23 protein-coding genes are annotated in these 25,017 nt (G+C 62.8%); 10 read left to right on the plus strand and 13 right to left on the minus strand.

Annotated elements, in window-relative coordinates; translation table 11 throughout:
• Positions 1-40: 40 nt before the first annotated feature.
• Positions 41-850, minus strand: a complete 810-nt coding sequence (locus tag HKK54_RS09485; RefSeq protein ID WP_063033616.1) for an energy transducer TonB — start codon at positions 848-850, stop codon at positions 41-43.
• Between the two features lie 240 nt (positions 851-1,090).
• Positions 1,091-1,942 carry a LysR family transcriptional regulator gene (locus tag HKK54_RS09490; protein ID WP_169386655.1) on the minus strand — a complete coding sequence of 284 codons (852 nt, stop codon included), beginning with the start codon at positions 1,940-1,942 and terminating at the stop codon, positions 1,091-1,093.
• A 105-nt stretch (positions 1,943-2,047) separates the two neighbouring features.
• Between HKK54_RS09490 and HKK54_RS09495 the strand changes: the two genes are divergently transcribed.
• Together HKK54_RS09495 and HKK54_RS09500 are read left to right on the plus strand one after the other, a co-directional pair.
• A complete protein-coding gene (locus tag HKK54_RS09495) occupies positions 2,048-2,509 on the plus strand; it encodes a nucleoside deaminase (protein WP_169386656.1) in 462 nt (153 codons plus the stop codon).
• On the plus strand, positions 2,496-3,680 hold the full coding sequence (locus HKK54_RS09500) for a CynX/NimT family MFS transporter (RefSeq protein ID WP_169386657.1): 1,185 nt from the start codon (positions 2,496-2,498) through the stop codon (positions 3,678-3,680). The genes HKK54_RS09495 and HKK54_RS09500 overlap by 14 nt, the downstream gene beginning before the upstream one ends.
• On the opposite strand, the gene HKK54_RS09505 is transcribed toward HKK54_RS09500, so the two are convergent.
• Positions 3,677-6,025, minus strand: a complete 2,349-nt coding sequence (locus tag HKK54_RS09505) for a TonB-dependent receptor (RefSeq protein ID WP_169386658.1) — start codon at positions 6,023-6,025, stop codon at positions 3,677-3,679. The genes HKK54_RS09500 and HKK54_RS09505 overlap by 4 nt on opposite strands.
• Positions 6,026-6,180: 155 nt before the next feature.
• Here HKK54_RS09505 and HKK54_RS09510 point away from each other — a divergent pair, with 155 nt between their 5' ends.
• Entirely contained in the window at positions 6,181-7,125 is a 945-nt protein-coding gene (locus tag HKK54_RS09510; RefSeq protein WP_169386659.1) for a LysR family transcriptional regulator, read from the plus strand.
• Between the two features lie 190 nt (positions 7,126-7,315).
• Complete coding sequence (locus HKK54_RS09515; RefSeq protein WP_169386660.1) at positions 7,316-8,929, plus strand: alkaline phosphatase family protein; 1,614 nt, start codon at positions 7,316-7,318, stop codon at positions 8,927-8,929.
• A gap of 184 nt (positions 8,930-9,113) precedes the next feature.
• Here the strand turns inward: HKK54_RS09515 and HKK54_RS09520 are convergent, their stop codons facing one another.
• A complete protein-coding gene (locus HKK54_RS09520) occupies positions 9,114-10,019 on the minus strand; it encodes a TauD/TfdA dioxygenase family protein (RefSeq protein WP_169386661.1) in 906 nt (301 codons plus the stop codon).
• Between the two features lie 183 nt (positions 10,020-10,202).
• Between HKK54_RS09520 and HKK54_RS09525 the strand changes: the two genes are divergently transcribed.
• Positions 10,203-11,123, plus strand: a complete 921-nt coding sequence (locus HKK54_RS09525) for a LysR family transcriptional regulator (protein WP_010168852.1) — start codon at positions 10,203-10,205, stop codon at positions 11,121-11,123.
• A 16-nt stretch (positions 11,124-11,139) separates the two neighbouring features.
• On the opposite strand, the gene HKK54_RS09530 is transcribed toward HKK54_RS09525, so the two are convergent.
• Complete coding sequence (locus HKK54_RS09530; RefSeq protein WP_010168850.1) at positions 11,140-12,141, minus strand: ABC transporter substrate-binding protein; 1,002 nt, start codon at positions 12,139-12,141, stop codon at positions 11,140-11,142.
• A gap of 286 nt (positions 12,142-12,427) precedes the next feature.
• Here HKK54_RS09530 and HKK54_RS09535 point away from each other — a divergent pair, with 286 nt between their 5' ends.
• Genes HKK54_RS09535 through HKK54_RS09545 form a run of 3 tightly spaced genes read left to right on the plus strand, consistent with a single transcriptional unit; the run spans position 12,428 to position 16,463 of the window.
• Entirely contained in the window at positions 12,428-14,026 is a 1,599-nt protein-coding gene (locus tag HKK54_RS09535; RefSeq protein ID WP_169386662.1) for an ABC transporter permease, read from the plus strand.
• Entirely contained in the window at positions 14,023-14,838 is an 816-nt protein-coding gene (locus HKK54_RS09540; protein WP_010168848.1) for an ABC transporter ATP-binding protein, read from the plus strand. The genes HKK54_RS09535 and HKK54_RS09540 overlap by 4 nt, the downstream gene beginning before the upstream one ends.
• 14 nt (positions 14,839-14,852) lie before the next feature.
• Positions 14,853-16,463, plus strand: coding sequence for an arylsulfatase (locus HKK54_RS09545; RefSeq protein WP_169386663.1), 1,611 nt, complete (start codon positions 14,853-14,855; stop codon positions 16,461-16,463).
• Here HKK54_RS09545 and HKK54_RS09550 read toward each other — a convergent pair.
• Positions 16,435-17,514, minus strand: coding sequence for a fatty acid desaturase (locus HKK54_RS09550; RefSeq protein WP_169386664.1), 1,080 nt, complete (start codon positions 17,512-17,514; stop codon positions 16,435-16,437). The genes HKK54_RS09545 and HKK54_RS09550 overlap by 29 nt on opposite strands.
• A gap of 101 nt (positions 17,515-17,615) precedes the next feature.
• On the opposite strand from HKK54_RS09550, the gene HKK54_RS09555 reads away from it, so the two are divergent.
• Complete coding sequence (locus tag HKK54_RS09555) at positions 17,616-18,620, plus strand: AraC family transcriptional regulator (protein WP_169386665.1); 1,005 nt, start codon at positions 17,616-17,618, stop codon at positions 18,618-18,620.
• A 146-nt stretch (positions 18,621-18,766) separates the two neighbouring features.
• Here the strand turns inward: HKK54_RS09555 and HKK54_RS09560 are convergent, their stop codons facing one another.
• Positions 18,767-19,132, minus strand: a complete 366-nt coding sequence (locus HKK54_RS09560) for a response regulator (protein ID WP_003218132.1) — start codon at positions 19,130-19,132, stop codon at positions 18,767-18,769.
• Between the two features lie 38 nt (positions 19,133-19,170).
• Positions 19,171-19,857: a Crp/Fnr family transcriptional regulator gene (locus HKK54_RS09565; protein WP_169386666.1), complete on the minus strand. Its 687-nt coding sequence runs from the start codon at positions 19,855-19,857 to the stop codon at positions 19,171-19,173.
• A gap of 83 nt (positions 19,858-19,940) precedes the next feature.
• Between HKK54_RS09565 and HKK54_RS09570 the strand changes: the two genes are divergently transcribed.
• Positions 19,941-20,465 (plus strand): Mpo1 family 2-hydroxy fatty acid dioxygenase, encoded by a 525-nt coding sequence (locus tag HKK54_RS09570; protein WP_169386667.1) that lies wholly within the window; start codon positions 19,941-19,943, stop codon positions 20,463-20,465.
• A 157-nt stretch (positions 20,466-20,622) separates the two neighbouring features.
• Here HKK54_RS09570 and HKK54_RS09575 read toward each other — a convergent pair whose 3' ends face one another.
• The 5 genes from HKK54_RS09575 to oscA all read right to left on the minus strand — a co-directional run bounded on the left by HKK54_RS09575 (position 20,623) and on the right by oscA (position 24,744).
• Positions 20,623-21,603, minus strand: a complete 981-nt coding sequence (locus tag HKK54_RS09575; protein WP_010168838.1) for a sulfate/molybdate ABC transporter ATP-binding protein — start codon at positions 21,601-21,603, stop codon at positions 20,623-20,625.
• A gap of 3 nt (positions 21,604-21,606) precedes the next feature.
• Entirely contained in the window at positions 21,607-22,479 is an 873-nt protein-coding gene (gene cysW / locus HKK54_RS09580) for a sulfate ABC transporter permease subunit CysW (RefSeq protein WP_010168836.1), read from the minus strand.
• 13 nt (positions 22,480-22,492) lie between these two features.
• On the minus strand, positions 22,493-23,311 hold the full coding sequence (cysT, locus tag HKK54_RS09585; protein WP_010168834.1) for a sulfate ABC transporter permease subunit CysT: 819 nt from the start codon (positions 23,309-23,311) through the stop codon (positions 22,493-22,495).
• A gap of 163 nt (positions 23,312-23,474) precedes the next feature.
• Positions 23,475-24,485 (minus strand): sulfate ABC transporter substrate-binding protein, encoded by a 1,011-nt coding sequence (locus tag HKK54_RS09590; RefSeq protein WP_010168832.1) that lies wholly within the window; start codon positions 24,483-24,485, stop codon positions 23,475-23,477.
• Positions 24,486-24,561: 76 nt separating this feature from the next.
• Positions 24,562-24,744, minus strand: a complete 183-nt coding sequence (gene oscA / locus HKK54_RS09595) for a sulfur starvation response protein OscA (protein ID WP_003170956.1) — start codon at positions 24,742-24,744, stop codon at positions 24,562-24,564.
• Positions 24,745-25,017: the final 273 nt, after the last annotated feature.

Here is a 25,017-nt window from a genome sequence, read left to right on the forward strand (position 1 = left end):
GTGCAGGTCGCGATGTGTCCAACACACCGCATCCCAATAATTAATGAATCTTGAAATCGATCGGTACGCTGACCCAGCCGTCCTGGGCCACATCGCCCTGCTTGGCCGGTACAAAACTCCAGCGCTTCACGGCAGCCAGTGCGGCTTCGTCGAGTTGCTGGCGACCACTGCTCTTCTGGATCTGGATCTCACCCGGTTTGCCGGTAGCCAATACATGCACCCGCAACAACACCGTGCCTTCCCAACCCCGGCGCTGGGCCAGTGACGGGTATTCGGGCGCCGGGTTCTTCAGGTACGCGGCGTTGGCCGAGGCCGGCGTTACCGGCGCTGGCGCAGGCGGTGCCGGGGCTGGAGCCGGTGGCGCAGGTACGGGCGGCGCGGGCGGCTGCTCCGCCACCGGTTTCGGTGCGGGCTTGGGCACGGGCTTTGGTACCGGCTTGGGTTTCGGAATCTTTTTCGGCGCCGGCTTGGCGGCCAGCTCATCGACCACCGGTGGCGGTGGCTCGACGACCGGTGGCGGCGGCGGTGGCGGCACTGGCGGTGGCGGCTCCACAACCGGCGGCGCCGGCTGGGAAAATTCGATCGTCATCGGCGGAATTTCCGGCGGCACAATCGGCAGCACCGGGGTTGGCTTCTGGCTGACCCAATAGATCACCGCGCCATGCAAGGCCAGCGCGAGAATCCCCAACAGGATCGCTTCACGCCGACTCAACACACCCTTGGGGGTTTTCTGCGTACGCAACTGCCCCAACGGCGCGCGATGCGGCCGGCCAAGGTCGACCAACTCACCACCCGGTGCGTGGCGCCACTGCGCCTCTTGTGCACTGGCGGCGGTCTGGACATTGCCCATTGATTAACTCCCCTGCGGTCTTAAGCAAAAAAACCGACGGGCCTGCCTTGGCGGCCGTCGAGGGGTGAATCATCGGGGGCAGACGCTTATCTCTTAAAGTAATCTTTAAAGTTATGGATAGATCTAAAGCGAATAACCGAAACATCCGGATACGCCGAAGCCACGGCCTGCGCGGCCTGGCGCCGAGGGGCTAAATCTGAATGCTTTTGAGGCATACAAAATATTCCCTAAAGGCATGGCTCAGCGCGGGTTACTGGCACATAAATCCAGCAGTTGGCTCAACAATGCCTGCCCCGCCGCACCCAGGCCGTTACGGCCATACAGCGCCAGCCGCACGCCTTGCACGGCCGGCAAACCGCTGTCCGCGCCCAACACCACATGCCCGGGCTGCACCACCCGCACCGGCAGCAGGCTGATCCCCAGCCCCGCCGCCACCGCCGAGCACACGCTGGCCAGGCTCGCGCTGGAATAACCGATGCGCCAGCGCCAGCCGCCCACCTCCAGGTGATGCAGCATTTCATTGCGGTACAGACCGCCTGCGGGAAATGCCACCAGCGGCAGCGGGTCACGCCCCAAAGAAGGCGCACTGCGGCTGTCGACCCAGCACAACGGCTCCGGCCAGGACGCCAGGCAGTCATCGCTGTCGCCCATTTGCTTGACCAGCAGCACGTCAAACTCACCGCCGCGATAAGCCCGCAGCAACTCGGGCCCCAAGCCGCTGGTGACCTCCAGCCGCACCCGTGGATAAGCCTGCACAAACGCCGACAGCAGCGGCATCAGGCGCTCGGCCGCAAAATCTTCGGGCACCGCCAGGCGCAGCACACCGTCGCTCTGCTGATTGATCAGCACGTCGGCCGCCTCTTCGTGCAGCGCCAGGATGCGTCGCGCATACGCCAGCAACCGCTCGCCCTCCACCGTGGCCACCACGCGGCGCTGATCCCGGTCGAGCACCTGGCTGCCCAACGCCTCTTCCAGGCGGCGGATCTGTTGGCTGACCGTGGATTGAGTCAAATGCAGGCGCTCGGCCGCGCGGGTGAAATTACCGCAATCAACCACGGCGACAAAACTGCGCAATAACACGGGATCGAACATGGGCTCACCATTCCATTTGCCACTGATTGGCATGGTTATATTTAATTTCAGAATACCCCTGCGGCTGCCCATACTTCACGCCTCAATGCGCACGAGGGGTTTTGCATGACTGACGATCAACGGCACCTGCACCACGCGGTGCAACTGGCCCAGGCCAACATAGCCGCCGGTGGCCGCCCGTTTGGCGCTGTACTGGTGCGCGACGGCGAGGTGCTGGTGGAAGCGGTCAACGAAATCCACTTGAGCCAGGACCCCACCGCCCACGCCGAGATGCTCGCCATCCGCGCCGCCAGCCAACAACTCGGCCCGCGCCTGGAAGGCTGCGTGATCTACGCCAGCGGCCAGCCCTGCCCGATGTGCCTGAGTGCGATGTACCTGTGCGGGGTATCCCGCGTGGTATTCGCCGCCAGCAACGAAGTGGCTGCGCCGTTTGGCCTGTCCACAACCGCGATCTACCAGCAACTGTCGCTGCCGCTGGCGGAGCAAAAGTTGCCCGTACAGCACCTGCCGCAGGCGGCGATGCAGGCCCTTTACGCGCAATGGCAGGCCCTGCATGACGCTGAATAATTCGGTCGCCGGCAAACTCGCCGGCTGGGGCTTGCTGGTGGTGCTGGGGCTGAACCTGCGACCCATCCTCAGCTCCATCAGCCCGTTGCTGGGGGAAATCCGCCTGGCCACCGGCCTGAGTTTCCAGAGCAGTGCCTTGCTCACCAGCCTGCCGGTGATCTGCATGGGCCTGGTGGCATTGGTGGGTGTGCGCCTGGAGGCCAAGCTGGGGGAGCGTCGCGGGATCGCCCTCGGCCTGATGATGATTCTGCTGGCGTGCCTGGCGCGCTGGCTGTTTGGCCAGGCGCCGGCACTGCTGGCCACGGCGCTGTTCGGCGGCGCGGGTGTGGCGCTGATCCAGGCGTTGGTGCCGGCGATGATCAAGCGCCAGTTTCACCAGCGCGTGCCGTTGGCGATGGGGGTTTACTCGGCGTCGCTGATGGGCGGCGGTGGCTTGGCGGCGCTGCTCAGCCCGCTCGTGGCGGGGCACTTCCAGCAGTGGCAGGCGGGGCTTGGGATCTGGTTGCTACCGGCGCTGGGAGCGTTGTTGCTGTGGGCCTGGCTGCCATTGGGCGCGGCAAAAAACCCGCAGGTGACGGCGCCGTTCCAGGGCCTGCGCAACCGTCGCGCATGGCTGCTGGCGCTGTATTTCGGTTTGGTGAATTGCGGCTACATGAGCATGGTCGCGTGGTTGCCGGCCTACTACCAGCAACTGGGTTGGGACGTATTGCCCAGCGGCTCGCTGCTGGCGTTCATGACGATCTTCCAGGTCATCGCCGCGCTGTTGATGCCCGCATTGGCGCAACGCGGCATCGATCGTCGACCGCTGCTGAGCATCAGCCTGTTGGCCCAGACCGTGGGCTATATCGGCTTGCTGACGGCGCCGCTGCAATTCCCGCACCTGTGGGTGGCGCTGATCGGCTTCGGCCTGGGGGCGTGTTTTGCCCTGAGCCTGCTACTGACCCTGGATCACCGCCGCGACCCTCGGGAAGCCGGCCAGTTGGCTGCGTTCGTCCAGGGCGTGGGCTTTTTGATCAACGCCATTTCGCCGTGGCTGACCGGCTGGCTGCGGGAACTGACCGGCAGTTTCGTCAGCGCCTGGATGGTGCTGACGCTGACCGTGGTGGCGATGCTGATACTCACCCGGGTGTTCAGCCCGGCGACTTATCGCACCGCGCCGGCTGTGGCCTAGAAGTCGTAGCGACCGGTCACCCCAAGCGTGCGCGGGGTGCCCAGCAGCCCTTCATACCCACCGTTACCACCGGTCCACAAGGTGGTGTAGTAGGTCTTGTCGAAGGCGTTCTTCAGCCACAGCGACACGTCCCACTGCCCTTGCTGGTAGTTGCCCCGCAGGCCGGTGGACAGGTTGACCACCGCGTAGGCCGGGATCTGCCCGTAATCGGAATCTTCCACCGTGCCCACCGCCTTGGAGCGGAACGCATAGCTGGCGGTGACGTAGGGTTCGAAGCCGTTATCGAGGTTCCACGTGTATTCGCCATTGGCGTTGGCAATCCACTTCGAAGCCCCCACCACCTGGTGACCACTCAGGTCGCATGAAGCCGGCGCACCTGGCCGCAGGCTGACTTCCGGCGGGCACGGCGCATCCTTATACGAGAGGTATTGCACGTCGTTGTACGAGCCGTTGAGGTTGAGCGTGAGGCCCTTGATCGGGATCAGCGTGCTCTCCACTTCCACGCCCCGTGAGCGCACCGAGCCGGCGTTGGTCAGGTACTGCACGCGGTTGTTGTCGTCGTAGGCGTTGGTCTGATAGCCGTTGACCTGGGTCCAGAACAGGTTGGCGTTGAGCTGCAGCCGGCGGTCCCACAGGGTGCTCTTGAACCCCAATTCGGCGTTGTTCGCGCGCTCGGTGCCGATCAACAGCGAGTCCGGCCCGGCCGTGGGCGCGGAGCCTACCGCCAGGTTGACCCCACCGGATTTCTCGCCATGAGACAACGTGGCGTAACCCAACACGTTGTCGTTGAAGCGATAGCTCAGGTTCAACAAGCCGGACGGGCTGGTGCTGTATTGGTTGAGGTCGCCGGAGTCGTAAGCCCCTGCTCGCCCGCGTCGTGCAGTGGCCGCCGCACCGGTGACTGCGTCGCCGCCAATGGGCGCGTTACGGGTTACCCAGGCGCTTTTCTGTTCATAGGTGCCACGCAGGCCGGCGGTGAAATCCAGGCGTTCGGTGAGGTGCCAGGTGCCTTGGGCGAACAGCGCAAAACTGTCGGTGCGGATATGCCCGTTGCCCACGCTGCTGACGTTGTTCAGGGCGCCCGTGGGCGTGCCGTTCCAGATGTCGGCCTTGGGCCCGTAATAGGCGAAGGATTTGTTGTCCAGGTCGGAACCGAAGTAGTAGGCGCCGAGCACGTAATCGAAAAAGCCGCCGGTGGGCGAAGCCAGGCGAAATTCCTGGGACCACTGCTTGTCTTCCACCGACACGCCGGCGTTATAGGACGCCGGTACGTTGAGGCCGTCGTCGTTGCGCGGGGTGAAATTCCACCAGCGGTAGGAACTGACCGAGGTCAGGGTAAAGTCGCTGGGCAGGGTCCAGTTGGCTTCCAGCGAGGTGCCGCCCTGGAACACGGTGACGTGCTGGTCGCTGTCGAGGTTGACCTTGCGGTGTGTGCCGTCGACCAGGGTCGCCCCCGCCGCCGCGGCCCGCGATTGATACAGGTTGGTGCCATTGATGGTCGGCCCGGTGCTGTACAGCACGCGAGTGCCGGCGCTGGAGTCTTCTTCGTTGTAGTCGCCGATCCAGCGCAGGTTGAACGTATCGCTGGGCTTGTACAGCAGTTGCCCGCGAAAGCCCTGGCGTGAGCCTCCGTTGAGGTCGTGGCCGTTGTACTCGTTCTTGATGTCGCCGTCGCTGCGGGTGCGATACGCGGAAAACCGTCCCGCCAGGTCCTCGGTCAGCGGGCCGGAAATCGTGCCCTTGGTCTGGAAATAACCGTCCTCGCCCAGTGACGTTTCAATGCTGCGCTCCGGGGTAAAACTCGGCGCGCGGGTGCTGATATTGATCACCCCGGCAGTGGTGTTCTTGCCGAACAGCGTGCCTTGGGGACCGCGAAGTACCTCAAGCTGTTCGATGTCCATCAAGTCGAACACGGCCATCCCCGGCCGGCCCAGATACACGTTGTCGATGTACAGCCCCACGCTGCCTTCCAGGCCGTCACTGGCCGGGTTATTCCCCAGCCCGCGAATCGACACGCTGGACTGGCGCGCATGCATGTAGGCGACGTTGACGCTGGGCACCAGTTGCTGCAAATCCTGAATCCGGTAGACCCGCTGGCTCTCCAGGCCCTGGCCGCCGATCACGCTCATGGGCGTGGGCACGTCCTGGGCACTTTCGGTACGCCGCCGCGCCGTCACCGTGACCGTTTCCAGTTGCCCGCTGGCGCTCTCACCCTTGGGCGCAGGCGCGGGCTCCTCGGCCGCCTGGCTGCTGGACCAACTGGCACTGCCCGCCAGCAACAGCGCCACGGGCAAGCGTTTCAGCCGCCAGGAAGAGGGAGGGACAGCGCGATTCAACAGGCTCATAAGCGGCTCCAGTGTCAGGAAATACGCTGGATCGCATATTCCTAAAGGCTATTTATTTATGTTTTTACAAACATTTACTGCATAAGAGATAGCCTTTATAAGGAGTCGACCTAATGCATAGCCAATGCATTTCCCCGATATTTTCAATGTGAAAAATGCATATCGACCTGCGCCAACTTCGCCACTTCATCGCCCTTGCCGAGCAACGCAGTTTTGTCGCGGCGGCGGTGACCGTGAACCTGTCGCAATCGGCCTTCAGCCGCAGCATCCAGGCGCTGGAACTCAGCGCCGGGTGCCAGTTGGTGGACCGTGGCCGCAAGGACCTGGCGCCGACCAAACAAGGCCAGGTGCTACTCGAACATGCGCGGCGGCTGGTCAGTGGCGCCCAGCAACTGGCCAATGAAATCAGCCAGTTCAACGGGCTGGAGGCCGGCGAGGTGCGTTTCGGTTGCGGCCCGGCGCCCGCTGCCGGGCTGATCCCGAAAGCCATCGGCAGTTTCATCGGGCGCTATCCCAAGGCCCGGGTGCAGTTCCAGGTGGACGACTGGCAAAGCCTGAGCAAGCGCCTGCTCAGCGAAGAGTTCGAATTTTTCGTCGCCGACACCCGGCACTTCGAAGCCAACCCGGACTACCAGACCCACCGGCTGCGCCCGCGCAAATGGTATTTCTGCTGCCGTGCCGGGCACCCGTTGGCAACCCGGGAAAGCGTGACCGGTGCAGAGTTGATGAGTTATCCGCTGGCGGTGACCATCCGCCCGCCGAACCTGCGCAAGGTCATCGTCGACCTCAGTGGCCGGCCCGACTACACGCCCAACGTCGAATGCGAAAACGGCTATAGCCTGCTGGGCGTGGTGCTGCGTTCGGACGCCATCGGCATCGTCAGCGCCAACAGCGACGTGCTGCACATGGCCCGTGGCGAACTGGTGTGCCTGCGCATTGAAGGCCTGGCCGAAGACCTGGAGGAGCGCTACACCCGCTACGGGATTGTCAGCCGCGCAGGGTATCGCCTGTCACCGCTGGCCGAGGCGATGATCGAGCAGATCAAGGTGATCGACGAGCAGGATGAAGAGGTGTGTGCGCTGGAAAATTTTGCTGTCTGAACGACCGCTATCGCAGGCAAGCCAGCTCCCACAGGGGAATGCATTTCAAAGGTGGGAGCTGGCTTGCCCGCGATAGCACCGGTCGCCACACCCATGCGCCCACTGCATGAAACCCATTCCCCGAATGCACTTGCTTCAACGCCTGCCAAGCGGCGAAATCGTTCGCCTGTCCTCCGCTCGGTGAAGCCTCATGTCCCACCCCAAACCTGTGCGCAACGTGCTCTACATCATGTGCGACCAACTGCGCCGCGATTACCTCTCGTGCTATGGCCACGCCCATTTGCACACCCCCCATATCGACCGCCTGGCCGCCGCCGGCGTGCGCTTCAGCCGGGCCTACACCCAAGGCACGATTTGCGGCCCGTCGCGAATGTCGGCCTACACCGGGCGCTACGTCAGCAGCCACCAGGTGGCCTGGAACGCGGTGCCGCTGCCCCTGGAAGAACTGACGATCGGCGACTACCTGCGGCCCCACGGCATCCGTACCGCGCTGGTGGGCAAGACCCACGCCACGCCCAATCTCGAGGCCTTGCAACGCCTGGAGATCGACCCCGACAGTGCCCAGGCACAGCCGCTGAACGAAGTGGGCTTCGAGGCGTATTTCCGGCACGACGGAATCTTCCCCGACAGCCCGCTGTTCACCGAAAAACGCGAGTCCGCGCCCTACACCCACTACCTGCGCGAGCAGGGCTACGACAGCGCCAACCCGTGGCACGAATGGGCGAATGCGGCGGCCGGCGAATCCGGGGAGATCCTCAGCGGCTGGCACATGCGTAACGCTCACCTGCCGGCGCGGGTGGACGAGCAGCACTCGGAAACCGTCTACACCACCGATCGCGCCATCGATTTCATCACCGAACAGGGCGAGCAGCCGTGGTGCCTGCACCTGTCGTACATCAAGCCACACTGGCCCTACATCGCCCCGGCGCCGTACCACGCGCTGTACACCGCCGAGCAGGTGCAGGCACCGATCCGACCCGCCTCCGGAAAGGCAAGCGATCACCCGGTGTACCACGCCTTCCGGCAGCACCAGGAGAGCCTGAATTTCTCCCGGGACGAAGTGCGGCTTAACGTGATTCCGACCTACATGGGCCTGATCAAGCAGGTCGACGATCAACTCGGCCGGCTGTTTGATTTCCTCGAAAGCAATGGCCGCTGGGACGACACGCTGATCGTGTTTACCAGCGACCACGGTGACTTCCTCGGTGATCATTTCCTGGGTGAAAAGGAATTCCTGCTGGAGCCGGCGGTAGGCATTCCACTGATCGTGCGCGACCCGCGTGCCGCCGCCGATATCAGCCGAGGCACGGTGGATGAGCGCCTGGTGGAAACCATCGATGCCTTGCCGACGTTCCTGCAAGCCTTGGGATTACCAGGTGCCGAGCATCGCCTTGAGGGCCGCTCGTTGATTCCGCTGCTGCACGGCGAAGACATCGACTGGCGCCGCTACGCCATCGCCGAATACGACTATGCGTTCCAGGCCCCGGCACGCGAACGCCTGGAGCAGCCCATCGACCGCTGCCGCATGACCATGGTGCGCAGCGAGCGCTGGAAATACCTGGCCTACGACGGTTACCGCGCGCAGTTGTTCGACTTGCAGAATGACCCGCAGGAACTGCATGACCTGGGCACCGACCCGGCGCATGCCGATGTGCGCGAGGCGCATCGGGGTTATCTGTTCGAATGGCTGCGGGGCTTGAAGCGGCGCACCACCATCAGCCACGCCGAGATCGATTTGCGTGGCCAACGGTTTCGGTATGGCGAGCCGGAGGCAGAGAAGGTGGTGCAGATCGGCGTCTGGTGACGCCGAAACCCGCTTTTGTGGCGAGGGGGCTTGTCCCCCGTTGGGCTGCGAAGCAGCCCCAATAAGGTACATGCGGTCTGCCAGATACAATGACGTTGGCAGTTCCTGGGGCCGCTTCGCAGCCCAACGGGGGACAAGCCCCCTCGCCACAGCAAGCCCCCTAGCCACGAATATTGCGGTGGTTTTATAGGCCGCGGGTGGTCTGGCTGCGCTGCCCCTGCACGCTCACCGGCACATCGCCCTTGAGCGTCACCCGGCGCACGATGCGCTCCTGGGTGCCGTAGTCATCCACCGCGTAATGCTGGGTGGCGCGGTTGTCCCAGATCGCCACGTCGCCGGTGTTCCAGCGCCAGCGCACGGTGTTTTCCAGGCGTGTGACGTAGCTTTGCAGCAGGTTGAACAGGTGCGCCGAATCCACCTGTGAATAGCCCTTCAGGCGTTTGACGAAGTGCCCCAGCAGCAAGGTTTTTTCGCCGCTGACCGGGTGCACGCGCACCACCGGATGTTCGGTCTCGTAGACCGTCGAGGTGAAGACCTTGCGGTACTCCTCGAGCTTCTCCGGCGACACGTCCGGCTTGCGCGCGGCGTAGTCGTATTCATTGCTGTGCACGGCCCAAAGCTTGTCCGCCAGCTCACGCAGTTCGGCGTTCAGGTCGTTGTAGGCGGCAGCGGTGTTGGCCCAGACGGTGTCACCCCCCGAAGCCGGCGCCAGCACCGAACGCAGGATCGAGGCCTTCGGGTAGGCATCGACGAAGGTCACGTCGGTGTGCCACGAGTTGGCGCGCTGGCCACGGGCGCCGTCCAGTTCCAGCAGGAACCGGGTGCCGTCGCGCACCGGTACGGTGGGGTGGGCAATCGGCTCGCCGAGCAGATGGGCGAAGGCTTCCTGGCTCTGGTCATCAAGGTGGGTCTGCTCGCGGAAGAAGATCACCTTGTACTGCACCAGAGCCTGCTGGATGGCTTCGACCGTGGCGGCATCCAGCCCGCCGGATAACGTGATGCCTCGGATCTCGGCGCCGATGCGTCCGGCCACCGGGTGGATATCCAGCGCCAGGGCGACGGGTTGAACAGCTAGTGCGGCGTTGCTCATGGTGATGACCCTCATGTGCCAGCTTTCGGTTGGGAGTAGCGTGCAACAACGCTCTATTCATATGCATTTTAGGTCTAGCAAATGAACACATGCTTCGTTGACGGAATAAGAGCTTGCATTTAAAACCTCAGCTCCCCCGGTCGCAAATGCCTTCGACCTATTTTTCAGATGCCAGGAAAGCATATGGATCTTCGCCAACTGCGCTACTTCATTGCCCTCAACGAACACCGCAGTTTTGTGCGTGCCGCCGACGCCATGGGCATCACCCAACCGGCGTTCAGCCGCAGCATCCAGGGGCTGGAGCAGGAGTTCGGCTGCGTACTGGTCGACCGTGGCAACAAGGACCTGCGTCCCACACCCGAAGGCCAGGTGGTGCTGCAGCACGCCCTGACCCTGGTGCACGGCGCCGCGTTGCTGAGCAGCGAAGTCACGCGCATGACCAAGCTCGATGCCGGCGAACTGCGCTTCGGTTGCGGCCCGGCGCCGGCGGTGAAACTGGTACCGGACGCGGTGGCGCGCTTTATCACCGCCCACCCGAAAATCCGCACCAGTTTCCAGGTGGATAACTGGGAAAAACTCAGCCGCAGCCTGAGCCGCGAAGAGATCGAATTCTTTATCGCCGACATCCGCCAGTTCGAGTCCGACCCGAACTTTCAGACCCGGCCACTGACGCCCAAGCGCGGGGTGTTTTTCTGCCGGCCGGGGCACCCGCTGTTGGCCAAGGACAGCCTGTCCACCAACGACATGTTCGATTACCCGTTGGCCGCGCCGCTGATTTCCCAGGGCATTCGCAAACTGCTGGCGAACCTCAGCGGGCGCATGGATTTTTCACCGAGCATTCACACCGAGCACTTCCCGGCCTTGGTGAAGATCGTGTTGCAGTCCAATGCCATTGGCGTGGGCACCGAGGAAGCGTTCGCCGAGGACGTTGCCAAAGGTGAGCTGGTGCTGCTGCACTGGCGCAACCTGCCGCAGAACCTGGAGAGCCTGAATGCGCGTTGCGGGATCGTCAGCCGCACCGGTTTTCGCTTGTCGCCGGCGGCGAAGGCGATGATCGAGACGCTGGTGGCGGTGGATCAGCAGGAGGTGAGTGTGGCGGTTTGAGAACCGCCCCCTCGCTTCAGATTCCGGCTGCCGCCAGCTTCGGCGCTACCCAATCACTCACCTGGAACGGCTTGCGGATCAACCGCTGCTGGGACGCCAGGTCCACCTTGTCCTGCAATTTGGCGAGGAACACCGGGTCGAGGGTCGACGGGAAAATCTCGCTGAGTTTCTGGTCTTTCAAGTCGTTGGTCAGGATCACCGGTGGATAACTCGCCAGCCCCGACACCAGTTGGATGTAGGCCTGCTTGTTGTTGTCATCGGTCAACCATTGCACCGCCTGCTGCTGTGCCTTGAGCAGTGTGGCCACGGCTTCAGGGTGCTCATCGACAAACGTGCCACTGCCCACCAGCACACCCTGGATACTGCCGGCATCGCCCAAATCCTTGGTGCTCAGCGGTATCTCGGCCAGGCCCTTGGCTTGCAGCGCACTCAGCCCCGAGCTGCCCCAGGTCGCGTCAATCTGCTTGGCAGCCAGTGCGGCGACGGCGGCGTTGAAGTCCAGGTTGATGACTTTCAGATCCTTCTCACTCAAGCCCTGGCTGGCCAATGCGCTGTCGAACGACAGCTGGCTGGCGGTGCCTCGGAACACCGCAACGCGCTTGCCCTTGAGGTCTTGCAAGGTCTTGATGCTCGAACCGGGCACCACCCCCAGATAATGTTTCACGCCTCGGGCGCTGGCACTCAGCAGGCGCGTGTCGAGGCCGTTGGACTTGCCGATGATCGCCGCCAGGTCGCCCAGGTAGGCAAGGTCCACTTGGCCATTGGCGAAGGCCTCGTTAATCACCGGGCCTGCGCCCTTGAAGAAATTCCACTGGATCTTGATGCCCTGCTCGGCGAAGGCCTTTTCGAAGATCTGCTGTTCGCGCAGCACGTCCACCACCCCGCCGCCGCTGTGCTGGGTACCGGCGCTGAGGTCGGGCACGGCAATCCTGATTTCCTTGAGGTCGGCAGCCTGTACCAGCCCGGCCAACGCCGTACCGGCGACCAGCGTGATCAAGCGTTTGAAGGGCAGCTTCATGGGTGTTGCTCCTGAGGGCGGCGGTTGCCTGGGGAGCAGAAAGTAGGCACAAGCAGGTCAAAACTTTAAATACTATAAATTCACAATTTAATAGCTTTCGGGTCTATAGGCGGCCAAACGCAGGCTCCAGAGGGTTATGCATCAACAGCATGGAAAATATTCTTCAAATGCATTGGATGCGTGTCGGGTCGCGGCTTTAAATGGTTTTTCTTATCCCTCAATCGTCTTGATTGTTTGTTTATAAGATCAAAAAAACATAACGCCCACCGGACAACGGAGGTCATCCATGGCCCGAATCTCGCTGTTGAGCCTGCCACTGGCGGCCCCTGCCCAAGGGCGGCAGCCACGTTGGCCGCACCTGGGCGAGCGCCTGTTGCCCTGGCTGCTGCCGCTGGCATTGTTTGCCCTGTGGTGGCTGGCCAGCCGCAATCACTGGATGAGCGAACAGATTCTGCCTGCACCGTCGCTGGTGTGGAGCAGCGCCGTGGAGCTGGCTGGCGGCGAGTTGTGGAGCCACTTGGCGATCAGCCTGCGACGACTGTTCTGGGGCTTGTTGGCGGGCGTCAGTGCCGGCGCCGTGCTGGGCGCCCTTTTGGGTTTCAGTCCCCGGGCCGAGCGCCTGGTGTTCCCGACGTTCAGCGCGCTGTCACAGGTCCCGACGCTGGCGTGGATCCCGCTGTTCATGGTGTTTTTCGGGATTGGCGAAACCTTGAAACTGGTGGTGCTGGTCAAGGCCATTGTGGTGCCGGTCACCCTGCATACGCTGGTGGGCGTGCGCGATGCCCAGCCCGGCCTGCGCGAAGCCGCACGGGTGCTGCGCCTGCCGTCTCACCTGTTGATCCGGCGCCTGATTCTGCCCGCCGCACTGCCGGCGTTCATGGCCGGTGTGCGCCTGGCCCTGGCCGCCGGCTGGACCTCGTTGCTGGCGGTGGAGCTGCTGGCCTCCAGCGAAGGCATCGGCTACCTGATGGTGTGGGCGCGGCAGCTGTTCATGCTGGATATCGTCTTCGTGTGCATCGTGGTGATCGGCGTGCTGGGGGTGGTCATGGACCGTGGGGTCGGCTGGCTGGACCGCAAGTGGGTGCACTGGCCGCACCCGGCCACCGCACAGATTCGCCGTGGCCCGCGCTACCAGGGCTGGCAACGCTTGCAGCCGTGGCTGCTGCCGCTGGGTTTGTTGGCACTGTGGCAACTGGCAACGCAGCAGGCCTGGGTGGATCCGAACATCCTGGTCAGCCCATGGGCCGTGCTGCAAACCACAGCCGCTGGCGTGCTCGATTTGAGCCTGGTCAACGCGCTGACGCTGAGCCTCGGGCGCACCTTGGGCGGCTTGGTGCTGGGCGGCGGCCTGGGCTTCTTCGTGGGCTTGCTGCTGGGCCTGTCGCGCACCAGTGAACGCGTGCTCGGCCCGACCCTCGCCGCCCTGCGCCAGATCGCGATTTTCGCCTGGGTGCCGCTGCTCACCGCCTGGTTCGGCCTCGGTGAATTGGCCAAGTGGGTATTCATCGCCCTTGCGGCGTTTTTCCCGCTGTTTATCGCCACCCAACGCAGCGTGCTGAACCTGTCACCCCAACTGAACGAAGCCGCCCAGGTCCTGCGCTTGAGCCTCGGCCAGCGCCTGCGACGGCTGGTGCTGCCGGGTGCGGCAGCCGGGATTTTCGCCGGCCTGCGCCTGAGCCTGATCTACGCCTGGCTGGGCACCATCGGCGCCGAATATTTCATGCCGTCCAACGGCGGCATCGGCAGCCTGATGATCGGCGCCCAGCAGTTGCTGCGCATGGACCTGATCATGAGCGGCATGCTCCTGGTGGGCCTTACCGGCGCCACTCTCAACCTGATCGGCCAACGCATCGAAACCCGCGCCACCCGCTGGAGACACGCATGAACGCACCTATCGTCAGCTTCACCCATGTGGGCAAATCCTTTGATGTCGACGGCTTCGAACTGGAGGCCATCCGCGAATTCAACCTGGACATCGCCGAAGGTGAATTCGTCGCGATTGTCGGCTCCAGCGGCTGTGGCAAATCCACCCTGCTGCGCTTGCTGGTGGGCCTGGATACGCAGTTTCGCGGCCAGATCAGCGTAGATGGCAAGGCGGTCAGCGGCATCGGGGGCGAACGCGGCATCGTGTTCCAGGAGCACCGTTTGTTCCCCTGGCTGACGGTGGAAGAAAACATCGGCCTGGGGCTGGTCAACGAGCCCCTGAGCGCCGCCGAAAAGCAGCAGCGCGTCGGCGATTTTATCGAACTGGTAGGCCTGACCGACTTCACCCGCGCCTACCCGCACCAACTGTCCGGCGGCATGGCGCAACGGGTGGCAATCGCCCGTGGCCTGGTGGCCAGCCCGCGCATCCTGCTGCTGGACGAGCCCTTCGGCGCCCTCGACGCCCTGACCCGCCAGCAAATGCAGGACGAGCTGTTGGCTATCCGCGCGCGGGCCAGAATCACCACGATCCTGGTGACCCACGACGTGGAAGAAGCGATTTTTCTCGCCGACCGCGTGGTGGTGATGGAGCCCCGCCCGGGGCGGATCAAGCAGGTGGTGGATATCGCCCTGCCCCATCCACGCCAGCGCAGCAGTTTCGACTTTCATCAGTTGCGTGAAGAACTGCTGCACGAACTGATCAGCGATGACCACTACCAGCCACCGGTGCGCGAACAGATCCGCGACCTGCCCCTGGCCTTTATTGCCTGCTGACGAGGAGCGTATTGATGCCGCAACGTCCCAACTTTTTAGTGATTCTGGCCGATGACATGGGCTTCTCCGACCTGGGCGCCTTCGGTGGCGAAATTGCCACGCCGCACCTCGACGCCCTGGCACTCAACGGCCTGCGCCTGACCGACTTCCACACCGCGCCCACCTGCTCGCCAACCCGCTCGATGCTGCTCACCGGCACCGACCATCACATCGCCGGGATCGGCACCATGGCCGAGGCGCTCACCCCGGAGCTGATCGGCAAGCCGGGCTACGAGGGTTACCTCAACGACAAAGTGGTCGCCCTACCGGAACTGCTGCGCGACGCCGGTTACCAGACCCTGATGAGCGGCAAATGGCACCTGGGCCTGACCGCCGAACTGGCGCCCCACGCCCGGGGTTTCGAGCGTTCGTTCTCGCTGTTGCCGGGGGCGGCCAACCACTATGGCTTCGAGCCGACCTACGACGACACCACGCCGGGCCTGCTCAAATCCACCCCGGCGCTGTACATCGAAGACGACACTTTCGTCGAACAGTTGCCGGAGGATTTCTACTCCTCGGACGCCTTCGGCGACAAGCTGCTGCAGTACCTCAAGGAGCGGGACCAGAGCCGGCCCTTCTTCGCCTACCTGCCGTTTTCCGCTCCGCACTGGCCGTTACAGGCGCCGGCAGAGATCGTCGAAAAATACCGCGGCCGCTACGATGCCGGCCCCGAAGTGCTGCGCCTGGAACGCCTGGAAAAACTCAAGGCGCTGGGGCTGATCGATGCGGATGTGGAGCCCCATCCGTTGATCGAACTGAATACCCAATGGGCGGCCTTGAGCGAGGAGCAACGCCAGGTCTCGGCGCGAGCCATGGAGGTGTATGCGGCGATGGTCGAGCGCATGGACTGGAACATCGGGCGGGTGGTCGAGTACCTGCGCCGACAGGGGCAACTGGACAACACCTTTATCCTGTTCATGTCGGATAACGGCGCCGAAGGTGCCCTGCTGGAAGCATTCCCCAAGTTCGGCCCGGAGCTTCTGACCTACCTCAACCAGCACTACGACAACCGCCTGGAGAACATCGGCCGCGCCAATTCCTATGTGTGGTACGGCCCGGCCTGGGCCCAGGTGGCGACCGCGCCGTCACGTCTGTTCAAGGCGTTTACCACCGAAGGCGGGATCCGCGTGCCGGCGCTGGTGCATTACCCGCAGCTGTCCCTCAAGGGCCGGATCAGCCATGGCTTCGGCACGGTGATGGACATCACGCCGACCATTCTCGACCTCGCCGGCGTGCGCCATCCGGGCAAGCAGTGGCGCGGCAAGCCGGTGGCGCCGTTGCGTGGCAAGTCGTGGTTGGGATTCCTGTCCGGCGAAACCGAACAGGTGCATGACGAACACACCGTCACCGGCTGGGAGCTGTTTGGCCGCCGGGCGATTCGCCAGGGCCAGTGGAAAGCCGTGTACATCCCGGGGCCCGTGGGGCCCGCTACCTGGCAGCTGTACGACCTGGGCCAGGACCCCGGCGAAATCCATGACCTTGCTCAGAGCCATCCGCAAAAACTGGCGACCCTGATCGGCCACTGGCAGCAATACGTCGAAGAAACCGGGGTGATCCTCAGCGCGTCGCCGTTTCAGCCGGATTGATCGCCACCGACGGATGGGTGGCGCGCTCGAACCGATTGGCCCGTGCAAACGTGCCGAAATCGTTGAAGCGCACGCCCATTTCGGCCATCACCTTGTGCGCCGTTTTCACCGTCATCTGGCGGATGTAGAACGGCTCCTTGACCACGAAATGATGAATCCCGTGGGTGCTGCCGAAGTTGAAGCAGAACGCCTGCAACGGCCATAGCCACCAGGGGTTGAGCACCTGGGTTTGCTGGATCACATTGCCCGGCTCGATGTCGCCGTAGTAGTGCATGTTGGAGCTGACAAAGTGCAGGCAGAAGGTGCGCAGTACGTTGGGGCCGATGATCACCACGGCGGCGATGTCGATCACGTGCATCACCGCCAGCGTGTTGGCCGACCAGTCGATCGGCGCGCCCAGCAGGCTGGCGATGCCATTGGCCGCATGGAAGCCGAGGAACACATACCACGCGCCCCAATGCAGCAGCGCCAGCGGTGCGTAGACCAACGCCGTGCGCTTGAGAATGCCCAGCTTATGCTTCCAGGACGGAGCCCTAAACACCCGGATCAGCGCCGACATGATGTTGTCGCCGACCATCAACAACCGCGCCAGGCCCCAGGGTTCACCGTTGGTGATTGCCCGCTCTTCGATGTCGGTTTCGCTGCCGGACACCTTGTGGTGATTGAGGTGGAGATGGCGCCGCACCCAAGGGTTGATGGTGCTCGGCCGCGCCAGCCACACCAGGCCCATCATCAGGTTGTGGGGCAGGCGTTGCTTGCGAAAGTACATGCTGTGGATCAGGTCGTGTTCCAGCTCGTGGGTCAGTGACGCCAGGAACGCGTTGAGCAACAGGCACACCCACCACGCCATATGCCCGGTGATGTACAGCGCCGCGGAACCCAGCATGCCCACCAGGGCAAAGGCCAGGATGCCCGCGCCCAACGCGTCCTGATGCAGCAGCCAGGGGTGGCGCTGGCGCAACAACAGCCCCTCGGCCAGCACCACTTCACGGATATGCGCTGAACGCTGTTGCGCGTTCATCTGCCGGGGGCTTGCAGAAGTACCGTCCATGCTTCCATCCTCTGTCTTATTGATGCGTACATCCTGCCCTATGCGATCTGGCGGGACGCTAGCCCCACACGCCAACCTGTTGACCGCAAGCGCCAATCAACATGACCGAACCGACCTCCCTCGCCAGCTGGACCCGCGCCCTGCGCAAGCAGCTCGACGCCCTGGACCTCGACAGCGCCGCACTGTGCGCCCAGGCCGGGCTCGACCCGCAGTTGATGGACGATCCCAATGCACGTTATCCGCTATCAGCCACCACGCGCCTGTGGGAACTGGCGGTGCAAGCCAGCGGCGACCCGGCGATTGGCTTGCGGGTATCGCGGTTTGTCAGCCCCACCACCTTTCATGCCCTGGGTTATGCGCTGGTGGCCAGCGGCAGCCTGCGGGAAGTGTTCGAGCGGATCGTGCGCTATCACCAGGTGGTCAGCGACGCCCTGAGCCTGGAGCTTAGCCGGGAGGGCGAACGTTACCGCTTTCGCCTGCAGCAGCCCGCCGGCACGCCCGCGCCGGCGTTTGAGGCAATTGATGCGTTCGCCGCGATCTACGTGCGCACCTGCCGCAATCGGCTGGGCCGCGAGTATGCGCCGCTGGCGGTGTACCTGCGGCGGCCCGAGCCGGCCGACCCCAAACCGTGGCACACGGTGTTTCGCGCGCCGGTGTTTTTTGCCGCCGAGGAAGACCGGCTGGAATTCGCCGCCCGGGACTTCGACAGCCACCTGGACGATGCCAATCCGGAGTTGGCCGAACACAATGAAACCGTGCTCAAGCGCACCCTGGCGCAACTGCGCCCGCTGACCTGGGAGCGCAAAGTGCGTTCGGCCATCGAAGCGCAACTGCCCGACGGTGAGCCGAGCGCCGAGCGGATCGCCCAGGCGTTGCATTTGAGTTTGCGCAGCCTGCAGCGGCACCTGGCGGACGAGGGTTGCCGGTTCGATGCGCTGCTGAATGAGTGCCGGGAGAACCTCGCGCTCCTGCATTTGCGGGATCCCGAGTGTTCACTGGCGGAAATCAGTCATTTGTTGGGGTTTGCCGATACCAGCAGCTTTAACCGGGCGTTCAAGCGCTGGACGGGGATCACGCCGGGGCAGTTTAGGGATGGGTTAAGGTAGTGAGTATGCGGTGGTTGTGAGGGCCTCATCGCGGGCAAGCCCGGCTCCCACAGTTGACCGAGTTGTCTTGGGCAACAGTGTTCAAATGTGGGAGCCGGGCTTGCCCGCGATAGCGATGGTTCAGCCACCACAAAAGCCAAAGGCAGTCAGCGCCCCCGGTCCCGCCGCAACACCTTCTTCACCCGCGCCACTAACGCCCGGGCCTCAAACGGCTTGAGCAAATAATCATCCTCGTGCAATTCCAGCCCACGCAGCCGATCTTCAATCCCGTCGGGCGTGGTCAGAAACAACATCGGCGTCTCGCCTTTCAACCGAATCGCCTGTTGCAGCTTCCAGGCATTCAGCCCCGGCAGCATCACATCCAGGATCACCAGATCGTATTCAGTGCTTTCCACAAAGCGCAGGGCCGCCATGCCATTGGCCGCCACCTCCACCGTGTAGCTGGCCTCCTCAAGACTGCGGCCCATAGCCTCGGCCGCCTCTGACTCGTGTTCCACTAGCAGGACGCGCATAACACACCTCGAATAATCGTGAACGCAGGCTAACACCCTCAGGCGTGCGCCGCCTCGCGCAAACGCTGCGGGTCGAGGATTTCGATCTCGCCATAGCCCAGGCGCACAATGCCCTGGCCTTGCAGGTCCTTGAGCAACGCATTGGTGGTCTGGCGTGACAGGCTCAGCATCGCGGCCAGGTCTTCCTGGGGCAGTTGCAATACCTGTCGCGCCTGTTCGATGTCGCCGTAGCCTTCGGCGATCATCAGCAAGCGGTGCGCCACCCTCACCGAGGCCGGCATCAGGCTCAGTTGCTCGATGTTGATAAAGGTCAGGCGCAACTTCTGGCTCATCAACAGGGCCATGTCGCGCCAATAACGCGGTGCCTCTTCAAGGATTTGCAGCAACGCCGGCTGCGGCACCTGCAACAGCGTGCAAGGCCCGACGGCGCAGGCGTCATGGGTGCGGGGCAGCCCGTCGAACAGGGAAATCTCGCCGAACCAGTACGGCAATTCCGCCAGGCTCAACACGGCTTCCTTGCCCTGCTCATTTACCGCGCTGATGCGCAGGGAGCCTTCCAGCACCGCGTACAACCCGCACGGTGGGTCGCCGCGCTTGAACAGGTACTGCCCCGCTGTCAGCTGCCGCAGCCGGGCGCTGGTCAGCAAGCTATTCTGTAAATCAGCAGGCAGATGGCTGTACCAGTGACCGGTGGCCAGCCGCGGGTGCCATTTCTCTGCATCCATGAGAACTCCGAAGATTGTCGGCCAGCTGACAGTGTGTCGCAGGCCTACAGGGCATGATCAAACATCCTACAGGAGGAACAACAATGAAAAGCCTCGTCGACCATCTCAGTCAATACGCTGCCTACCACCGTGACCCGCGCAATATCGCCAGCCACTTTATCGGCATCCCGCTGATTGTGGTGGCGGTGGCCGTGTTGCTGTCACGCCCCGAATGGACGGTGGCCGGGCTCTGGCTCTCGCCGGCCGTGGTAGTGGCGCTGCTCTCGGCGTGGTTCTACCTGCGCCTGGAACTGGCACTCGGTGTGCTGATGACGGTGCTGATGGGCCTGTCGGTGTGGGCCGGGCATGTACTGGCAGCGCAAAGCACGCTGGTGTGGCTGAGCAGCGGCATCGGCATGTTCGTGGTGGGCTGGGTGATCCAGTTTGTCGGGCATTACTACGAGGGCAAAAAACCGGCGTTTGTCGATGACGTGTCCGGGCTGATCGTAGGGCCGTTGTTTGTGGTGGCGGAGTTGGCGTTTCTGGTGGGGCTGCGGCATGACCTGAAGCAGCAGATTGAAGAGCGCTCGGGGCCGGTGGCCGTGCGGCACAAGAACGCCACAGCCTGACAAGCAACACAAACTCACTGTGGGAACCGGTTTTCTGTGGGAGCTGGCTTGCCTGCGATACCGGCACCTCGGTGTCTCAGGCATACCGAGGTGATGCTATCGCGGGCAAGCCAGCTCCCACATAAGCCCGCTCTCACATTGGGTTTTGCAGCGGGTCTTAAGCCTTTTGCCAGACCTTGGGCTTGAAGAACAGCGTCTCGCCCCGCGCCAAACCGGTCAGGCTGTCATGGTCTTTCACCACTTCAGCTTCGATCAGTTCGCTCTGGCCTTCGACCTTCAGGGTTACCCGGGTGGTCGCGCCAAGCGGGCGAATATCACGCACTTCAGCCGCGTGGTGGTCTTCCAGCTCATGGCGCGACAACGACACTTCATGCGGGCGGAACAGCACGTGCTTGTCTTCACCCAAGTGCAGGCGGTTGGAGTCACCGAGGAAGTGATAAACGAAATCGCTGGCCGGGTTTTCGTAGACTTCGCCCGGTGAGCCGATCTGCTCGATCACGCCCTTGTTCATCACCACGATGCGGTCCGCCACTTCCATGGCTTCTTCCTGGTCGTGGGTCACGAACACCGAGGTCAGGTTGATGTCTTCGTGCAGGCGCGCCAGCCAGCGGCGCAGCTCTTTACGGACCTTGGCATCCAGGGCGCCGAACGGTTCATCCAGCAGCAGCACTTTAGGTTCTACCGCCAGGGCGCGAGCCAGGGCGATACGCTGGCGCTGGCCGCCGGAGAGTTGTTCCGGGTAGCGATCGGACAACCAGTCGAGTTGCACCATGTTCAGCAGCTCGTGGACTTTGACCGCGATCTGGCTTTCGGTCGGGCGCTGGTTTTTCGGTTTCATGCGCAGGCCGAACGCGACGTTGTCGAACACGGTCATGTGGCGGAACAGCGCGTAGTGCTGGAACACAAAGCCGACATTGCGATCACGCACGTCGTGGCCGGAAACGTCTTCACCGTGGAACACGATGCTGCCGTTATCCGGGGTTTCCAGGCCGGCGATGATGCGCAGCAAGGTGGTCTTGCCGCAGCCGGACGGGCCCAGCAACGCCACCAGCTCGCCACTCTGGATGTCCAGATTGATGCTGTTCAGGGCCTTGAAGGCGTTGAAGTTCTTGCTGACATTACGGACTTCGATCGACATGACTTATTCCTCACCAGCGCTTTTGCGCAGGCGGTTGATACGGTTCTCGCTCCACTGCTTGAGCAGCAGGATGAAGAGCGCCAGGATCAGCAACAGGCTCGCGACGGCAAACGCGGCGACGTGGTTGTATTCGTTGTAGAGGATCTCGACGTGCAGCGGCAAGGTGTTGGTCACGCCGCGAATGTGGCCGGACACCACCGACACCGCACCGAACTCACCCATCGCCCGCGCCGTACACAGCACCACGCCGTAGATCAGGCCCCACTTGATGTTCGGCACGGTGACATGCCAGAACATCTGCCAGCCGTTGGCGCCCAGCAGGCGCGCGGCCTCTTCTTCCTGGGTGCCTTGTTCCTGCATCAACGGGATCAGTTCACGGGCCACGAACGGCACGGTGACGAAGATCGTCGCCAGCACGATGCCCGGCAAGGCGAACACGATCTGGATGTCATGGTCTTGCAGCCAGGGGCCAAAGAAGCCCTGGGCGCCGAACATCAACACGTACACCAGACCGGCGATCACCGGCGATACCGAGAACGGCAGGTCGATCAGCGTCACCAGGATACTTTTGCCACGGAACGAGTACTTGCTCACGCACCAGGCGGCGCTGACGCCGAACACCACGTTGAGCGGCACCGAGATCACCACGGCGATCACCGTGAGTTTCAGCGCCGACAGCGCGTCCGGCTCGAGAATCGCGGTGAAGAACGCCCCCAGGCCATTCTTCAGGCCCTGGGACACCACGATAAACAGCGGCAGCAGCAGAAACAGCGCGAAGATCAACCAGCCGAGGCTGATCAGAATGCGTCGGGACACCGCGCTGCCGCGACGGGCAGCGTTGGCCGAGGACGCGGCGGAAATAGACGATTGGGACATGTTCCGCGCCTCCTTATGGGTGTTCGATGCGCCGCTGCAGCAAGTTGATCAGCAGCAGCAGGACAAAGGAAACCACCAGCATCATCACGCCGATGGCCGTGGCGCCGGTGTAGTCGTATTGGTCGAGCTTGACCATGATCAGCAACGGCAGAATCTCGGTTTTCATCGGCATGTTGCCGGCGATGAAGATCACCGAACCGTACTCACCCACGCCTCGGGCGAACGCCAACGCGAAGCCGGTCAACCAGGCAGGCAACAGCGCCGGCACCAGGATGTAGCGGAACACTTGCAGTGGCTTGGCACCCAGGCAGGCGGCGGCTTCTTCGATTTCCCGGGGGATATCGGCCAGCACCGGCTGCACGGTACGCACCACGAATGGCAGCGTGACGAAGGTCAGCGCCAGGGTAATACCCAAAGGGGTGTAGGCGATCTTGAAGCCCAGGTCGGCGGCGAACTGACCGACCAGACCTGTCGGCGTGTACAGCGCAGTGAGCGCAATACCGGCGACGGCGGTGGGCAAGGCAAACGGCAGGTCGATCATCGCATCGATGATCTTGCGACCCGGGAAGGTATAACGCACCAGTACCCAGGCCAGCAGGGTGCCGATAACGCCGTTGATGATCGCTGCGCAAAACGCGGTGCCGAAGCTCAGTTTCAACGCCGCCAGCACGCGTGGTGCGGTGATGATGTTCCAGAACTGATCCCAAGTGAGTTGAGCGGCATGTACAAACATCGCCGCCAGCGGGATGAGTACGATCAGGCTGAGGTACACCACGGTGTAGCCCAGCGTCAGCCCGAAGCCGGGTATGACGGGGGAGATACGACGCGACATAAGAGTCCTTGGTTAGCGGGTAGATGCCACTGTAGGAGCGAGCTTCTGTGGGAGCTGGCTTGCCTGCGATGCCGGCACCTCGGTGTATCAGTTACACCGAGGTGATGCTATCGCGGGCAAGCCCGGCTCCCACAGAAAGCTGGCTCCTACAGTTTGATTTTGCTTACTGCGCCGAGTAAATCTGGTCGAACACGCCACCGTCATTGAAGAATTTCGGTTGGGCAGTTTTCCAGCCGCCGAAGTCTTTGTCGATAGTCACCAGGTCCAGTTTCGGGAACTGCTGGGCGTATTTGGCGGCGACTTTCTCATCGCGTGGGCGGTAGAAGTTCTTCGCCGCAATCTCCTGGCCAGCCGGGCTGTACAGGTGCTTGAGGTAGGCGGTAGCGATTTCGGTGTTGCCCTTTTTCTCGGCGTTCTTGTCGACCACGGCCACGGGAGGCTCGGCGAGGATCGACAGCGAAGGCACAACGATGTCGAACTTGTCGGCGCCGCCGTCTTCTTTCAGGGCCAGGAAGGCTTCGTTTTCCCAGGCCAGCAACACGTCACCCTGACCGTTGTTGACGAAGGTGATGGTCGAACCGCGAGCGCCGGTGTCGAGGATCGGCACGTGCTTGAACAGCTCTTTCACGTATTCCTGGGCCTTGGCTTCGCTGCCACCGGCTTTCAGGCCGTAGGCCCACGCGGCGAGGAAGTTCCAGCGGGCGCCGCCGGAGGTTTTCGGGTTCGGGGTAATCACGGAAACGTCTTTCTTGATCAGGTCGCCCCAATCCTTGATGCCTTTAGGGTTGCCCTTGCGCACCAGGAACACGATGGTCGAGGTGTACGGGGTGCTGGCGTCCGGCAGGCGGGTTTGCCAGTTTTCCGGCAGGGTCTTGCCCAGTTTTGCGATTTCGTCGATGTCGCCGGCCAGGGCCAGGGTCACGACGTCAGCACGCAGGCCGTCGATCACCGCGCGGCCTTGCTTGCCCGAACCACCGTGGGACTGCTGGATCTTGACGTTGTCGCCCGGGTGCTCTTTCTTCCAGAAGCTGGTGAATTCAGCGTTGTAGTCCTGGTAGAGCTCGCGGGTCGGGTCGTAAGACACGTTGAGCAGTTCGTAATCCTTGGCAACAGCGGAACCGGCAAACACGGCACTGGCCAGTGCTGCCAGGGCATAACGGCGAATCGACGACATAGAAGGCTCCTGAAATTCTTGGGTGTTGGCTTTTTTCTTATAGTTGCGGGTCTTGCAATCGAATCGCCGATCTTGCTCAGCTCGGTTTGTTGCCCGGGTTCTGCAAACGGAATTTCTCTTTGCGTTCGATTTGTACTACCTGGGCGTTGTGCACAGTGATTTCCACCGCACCAAACCGCAGGTCGCGCAGGGCGCTCTGGATCTCGCGCAAAATGGCTGCTTCGTCCTGGCCGTCAACGCTACGTAGAGATGCGCTCATGGTCGTGCTCCTGAAATGAGAAGTGCCTCGCAGTGGCGGCACTGCTTGCGGCGTGAGGGCGATAGTAGATAAGCGCGGATATTCTTAAAAATACTATTTAAGAATGTTTATATAACCAGAAAGAATTTTCTGATGGGACGTGGGGTTGCGCGGGGTTTGGGGGCTGAAAATACCGAAGCAAGAACGAGTGCTGTATTTGTGGCGAGGGAGCTTGCTCCCGCTGGACTGCGTAGCAGTCCCATTTTTGGGGGGCGCTGCGCACCCCAGCGGGAG

It is taken from the genome of Pseudomonas sp. ADAK13 (assembly GCF_012935715.1).
Taxonomy (GTDB): Bacteria; Pseudomonadota; Gammaproteobacteria; order Pseudomonadales; family Pseudomonadaceae; genus Aquipseudomonas.

Excerpts from the sequence above, each read along its gene's own strand:
- HKK54_RS09565 (WP_169386666.1), bottom strand. The coding sequence starts at position 19,857 with ATGGATGCAGAGAAATGGCACCCGCGGCTGGCCACCGGTCACTGGTAC.
- HKK54_RS09545 (WP_169386663.1), top strand. The coding sequence starts at position 14,853 with ATGCCGCAACGTCCCAACTTTTTAGTGATTCTGGCCGATGACATGGGC.
- HKK54_RS09520 (WP_169386661.1), bottom strand. The coding sequence starts at position 10,019 with ATGAGCAACGCCGCACTAGCTGTTCAACCCGTCGCCCTGGCGCTGGAT.
- oscA (WP_003170956.1), bottom strand. The coding sequence starts at position 24,744 with ATGAGCGCATCTCTACGTAGCGTTGACGGCCAGGACGAAGCAGCCATT.
- HKK54_RS09575 (WP_010168838.1), bottom strand. The coding sequence starts at position 21,603 with ATGTCGATCGAAGTCCGTAATGTCAGCAAGAACTTCAACGCCTTCAAG.
- cysT (WP_010168834.1), bottom strand. The coding sequence starts at position 23,311 with ATGTCGCGTCGTATCTCCCCCGTCATACCCGGCTTCGGGCTGACGCTG.
- HKK54_RS09490 (WP_169386655.1), bottom strand. The coding sequence starts at position 1,942 with ATGTTCGATCCCGTGTTATTGCGCAGTTTTGTCGCCGTGGTTGATTGC.
- HKK54_RS09485 (WP_063033616.1), bottom strand. The coding sequence starts at position 850 with ATGGGCAATGTCCAGACCGCCGCCAGTGCACAAGAGGCGCAGTGGCGC.
- HKK54_RS09505 (WP_169386658.1), bottom strand. The coding sequence starts at position 6,025 with ATGAGCCTGTTGAATCGCGCTGTCCCTCCCTCTTCCTGGCGGCTGAAA.
- HKK54_RS09570 (WP_169386667.1), top strand. The coding sequence starts at position 19,941 with ATGAAAAGCCTCGTCGACCATCTCAGTCAATACGCTGCCTACCACCGT.
- HKK54_RS09525 (WP_010168852.1), top strand. The coding sequence starts at position 10,203 with ATGGATCTTCGCCAACTGCGCTACTTCATTGCCCTCAACGAACACCGC.
- HKK54_RS09530 (WP_010168850.1), bottom strand. The coding sequence starts at position 12,141 with ATGAAGCTGCCCTTCAAACGCTTGATCACGCTGGTCGCCGGTACGGCG.
- HKK54_RS09535 (WP_169386662.1), top strand. The coding sequence starts at position 12,428 with ATGGCCCGAATCTCGCTGTTGAGCCTGCCACTGGCGGCCCCTGCCCAA.
- HKK54_RS09515 (WP_169386660.1), top strand. The coding sequence starts at position 7,316 with ATGTCCCACCCCAAACCTGTGCGCAACGTGCTCTACATCATGTGCGAC.
- HKK54_RS09550 (WP_169386664.1), bottom strand. The coding sequence starts at position 17,514 with ATGGACGGTACTTCTGCAAGCCCCCGGCAGATGAACGCGCAACAGCGT.
- HKK54_RS09540 (WP_010168848.1), top strand. The coding sequence starts at position 14,023 with ATGAACGCACCTATCGTCAGCTTCACCCATGTGGGCAAATCCTTTGAT.
- HKK54_RS09495 (WP_169386656.1), top strand. The coding sequence starts at position 2,048 with ATGACTGACGATCAACGGCACCTGCACCACGCGGTGCAACTGGCCCAG.
- HKK54_RS09500 (WP_169386657.1), top strand. The coding sequence starts at position 2,496 with ATGACGCTGAATAATTCGGTCGCCGGCAAACTCGCCGGCTGGGGCTTG.
- HKK54_RS09590 (WP_010168832.1), bottom strand. The coding sequence starts at position 24,485 with ATGTCGTCGATTCGCCGTTATGCCCTGGCAGCACTGGCCAGTGCCGTG.
- HKK54_RS09555 (WP_169386665.1), top strand. The coding sequence starts at position 17,616 with ATGACCGAACCGACCTCCCTCGCCAGCTGGACCCGCGCCCTGCGCAAG.
- HKK54_RS09560 (WP_003218132.1), bottom strand. The coding sequence starts at position 19,132 with ATGCGCGTCCTGCTAGTGGAACACGAGTCAGAGGCGGCCGAGGCTATG.
- HKK54_RS09510 (WP_169386659.1), top strand. The coding sequence starts at position 6,181 with ATGCATATCGACCTGCGCCAACTTCGCCACTTCATCGCCCTTGCCGAG.
- cysW (WP_010168836.1), bottom strand. The coding sequence starts at position 22,479 with ATGTCCCAATCGTCTATTTCCGCCGCGTCCTCGGCCAACGCTGCCCGT.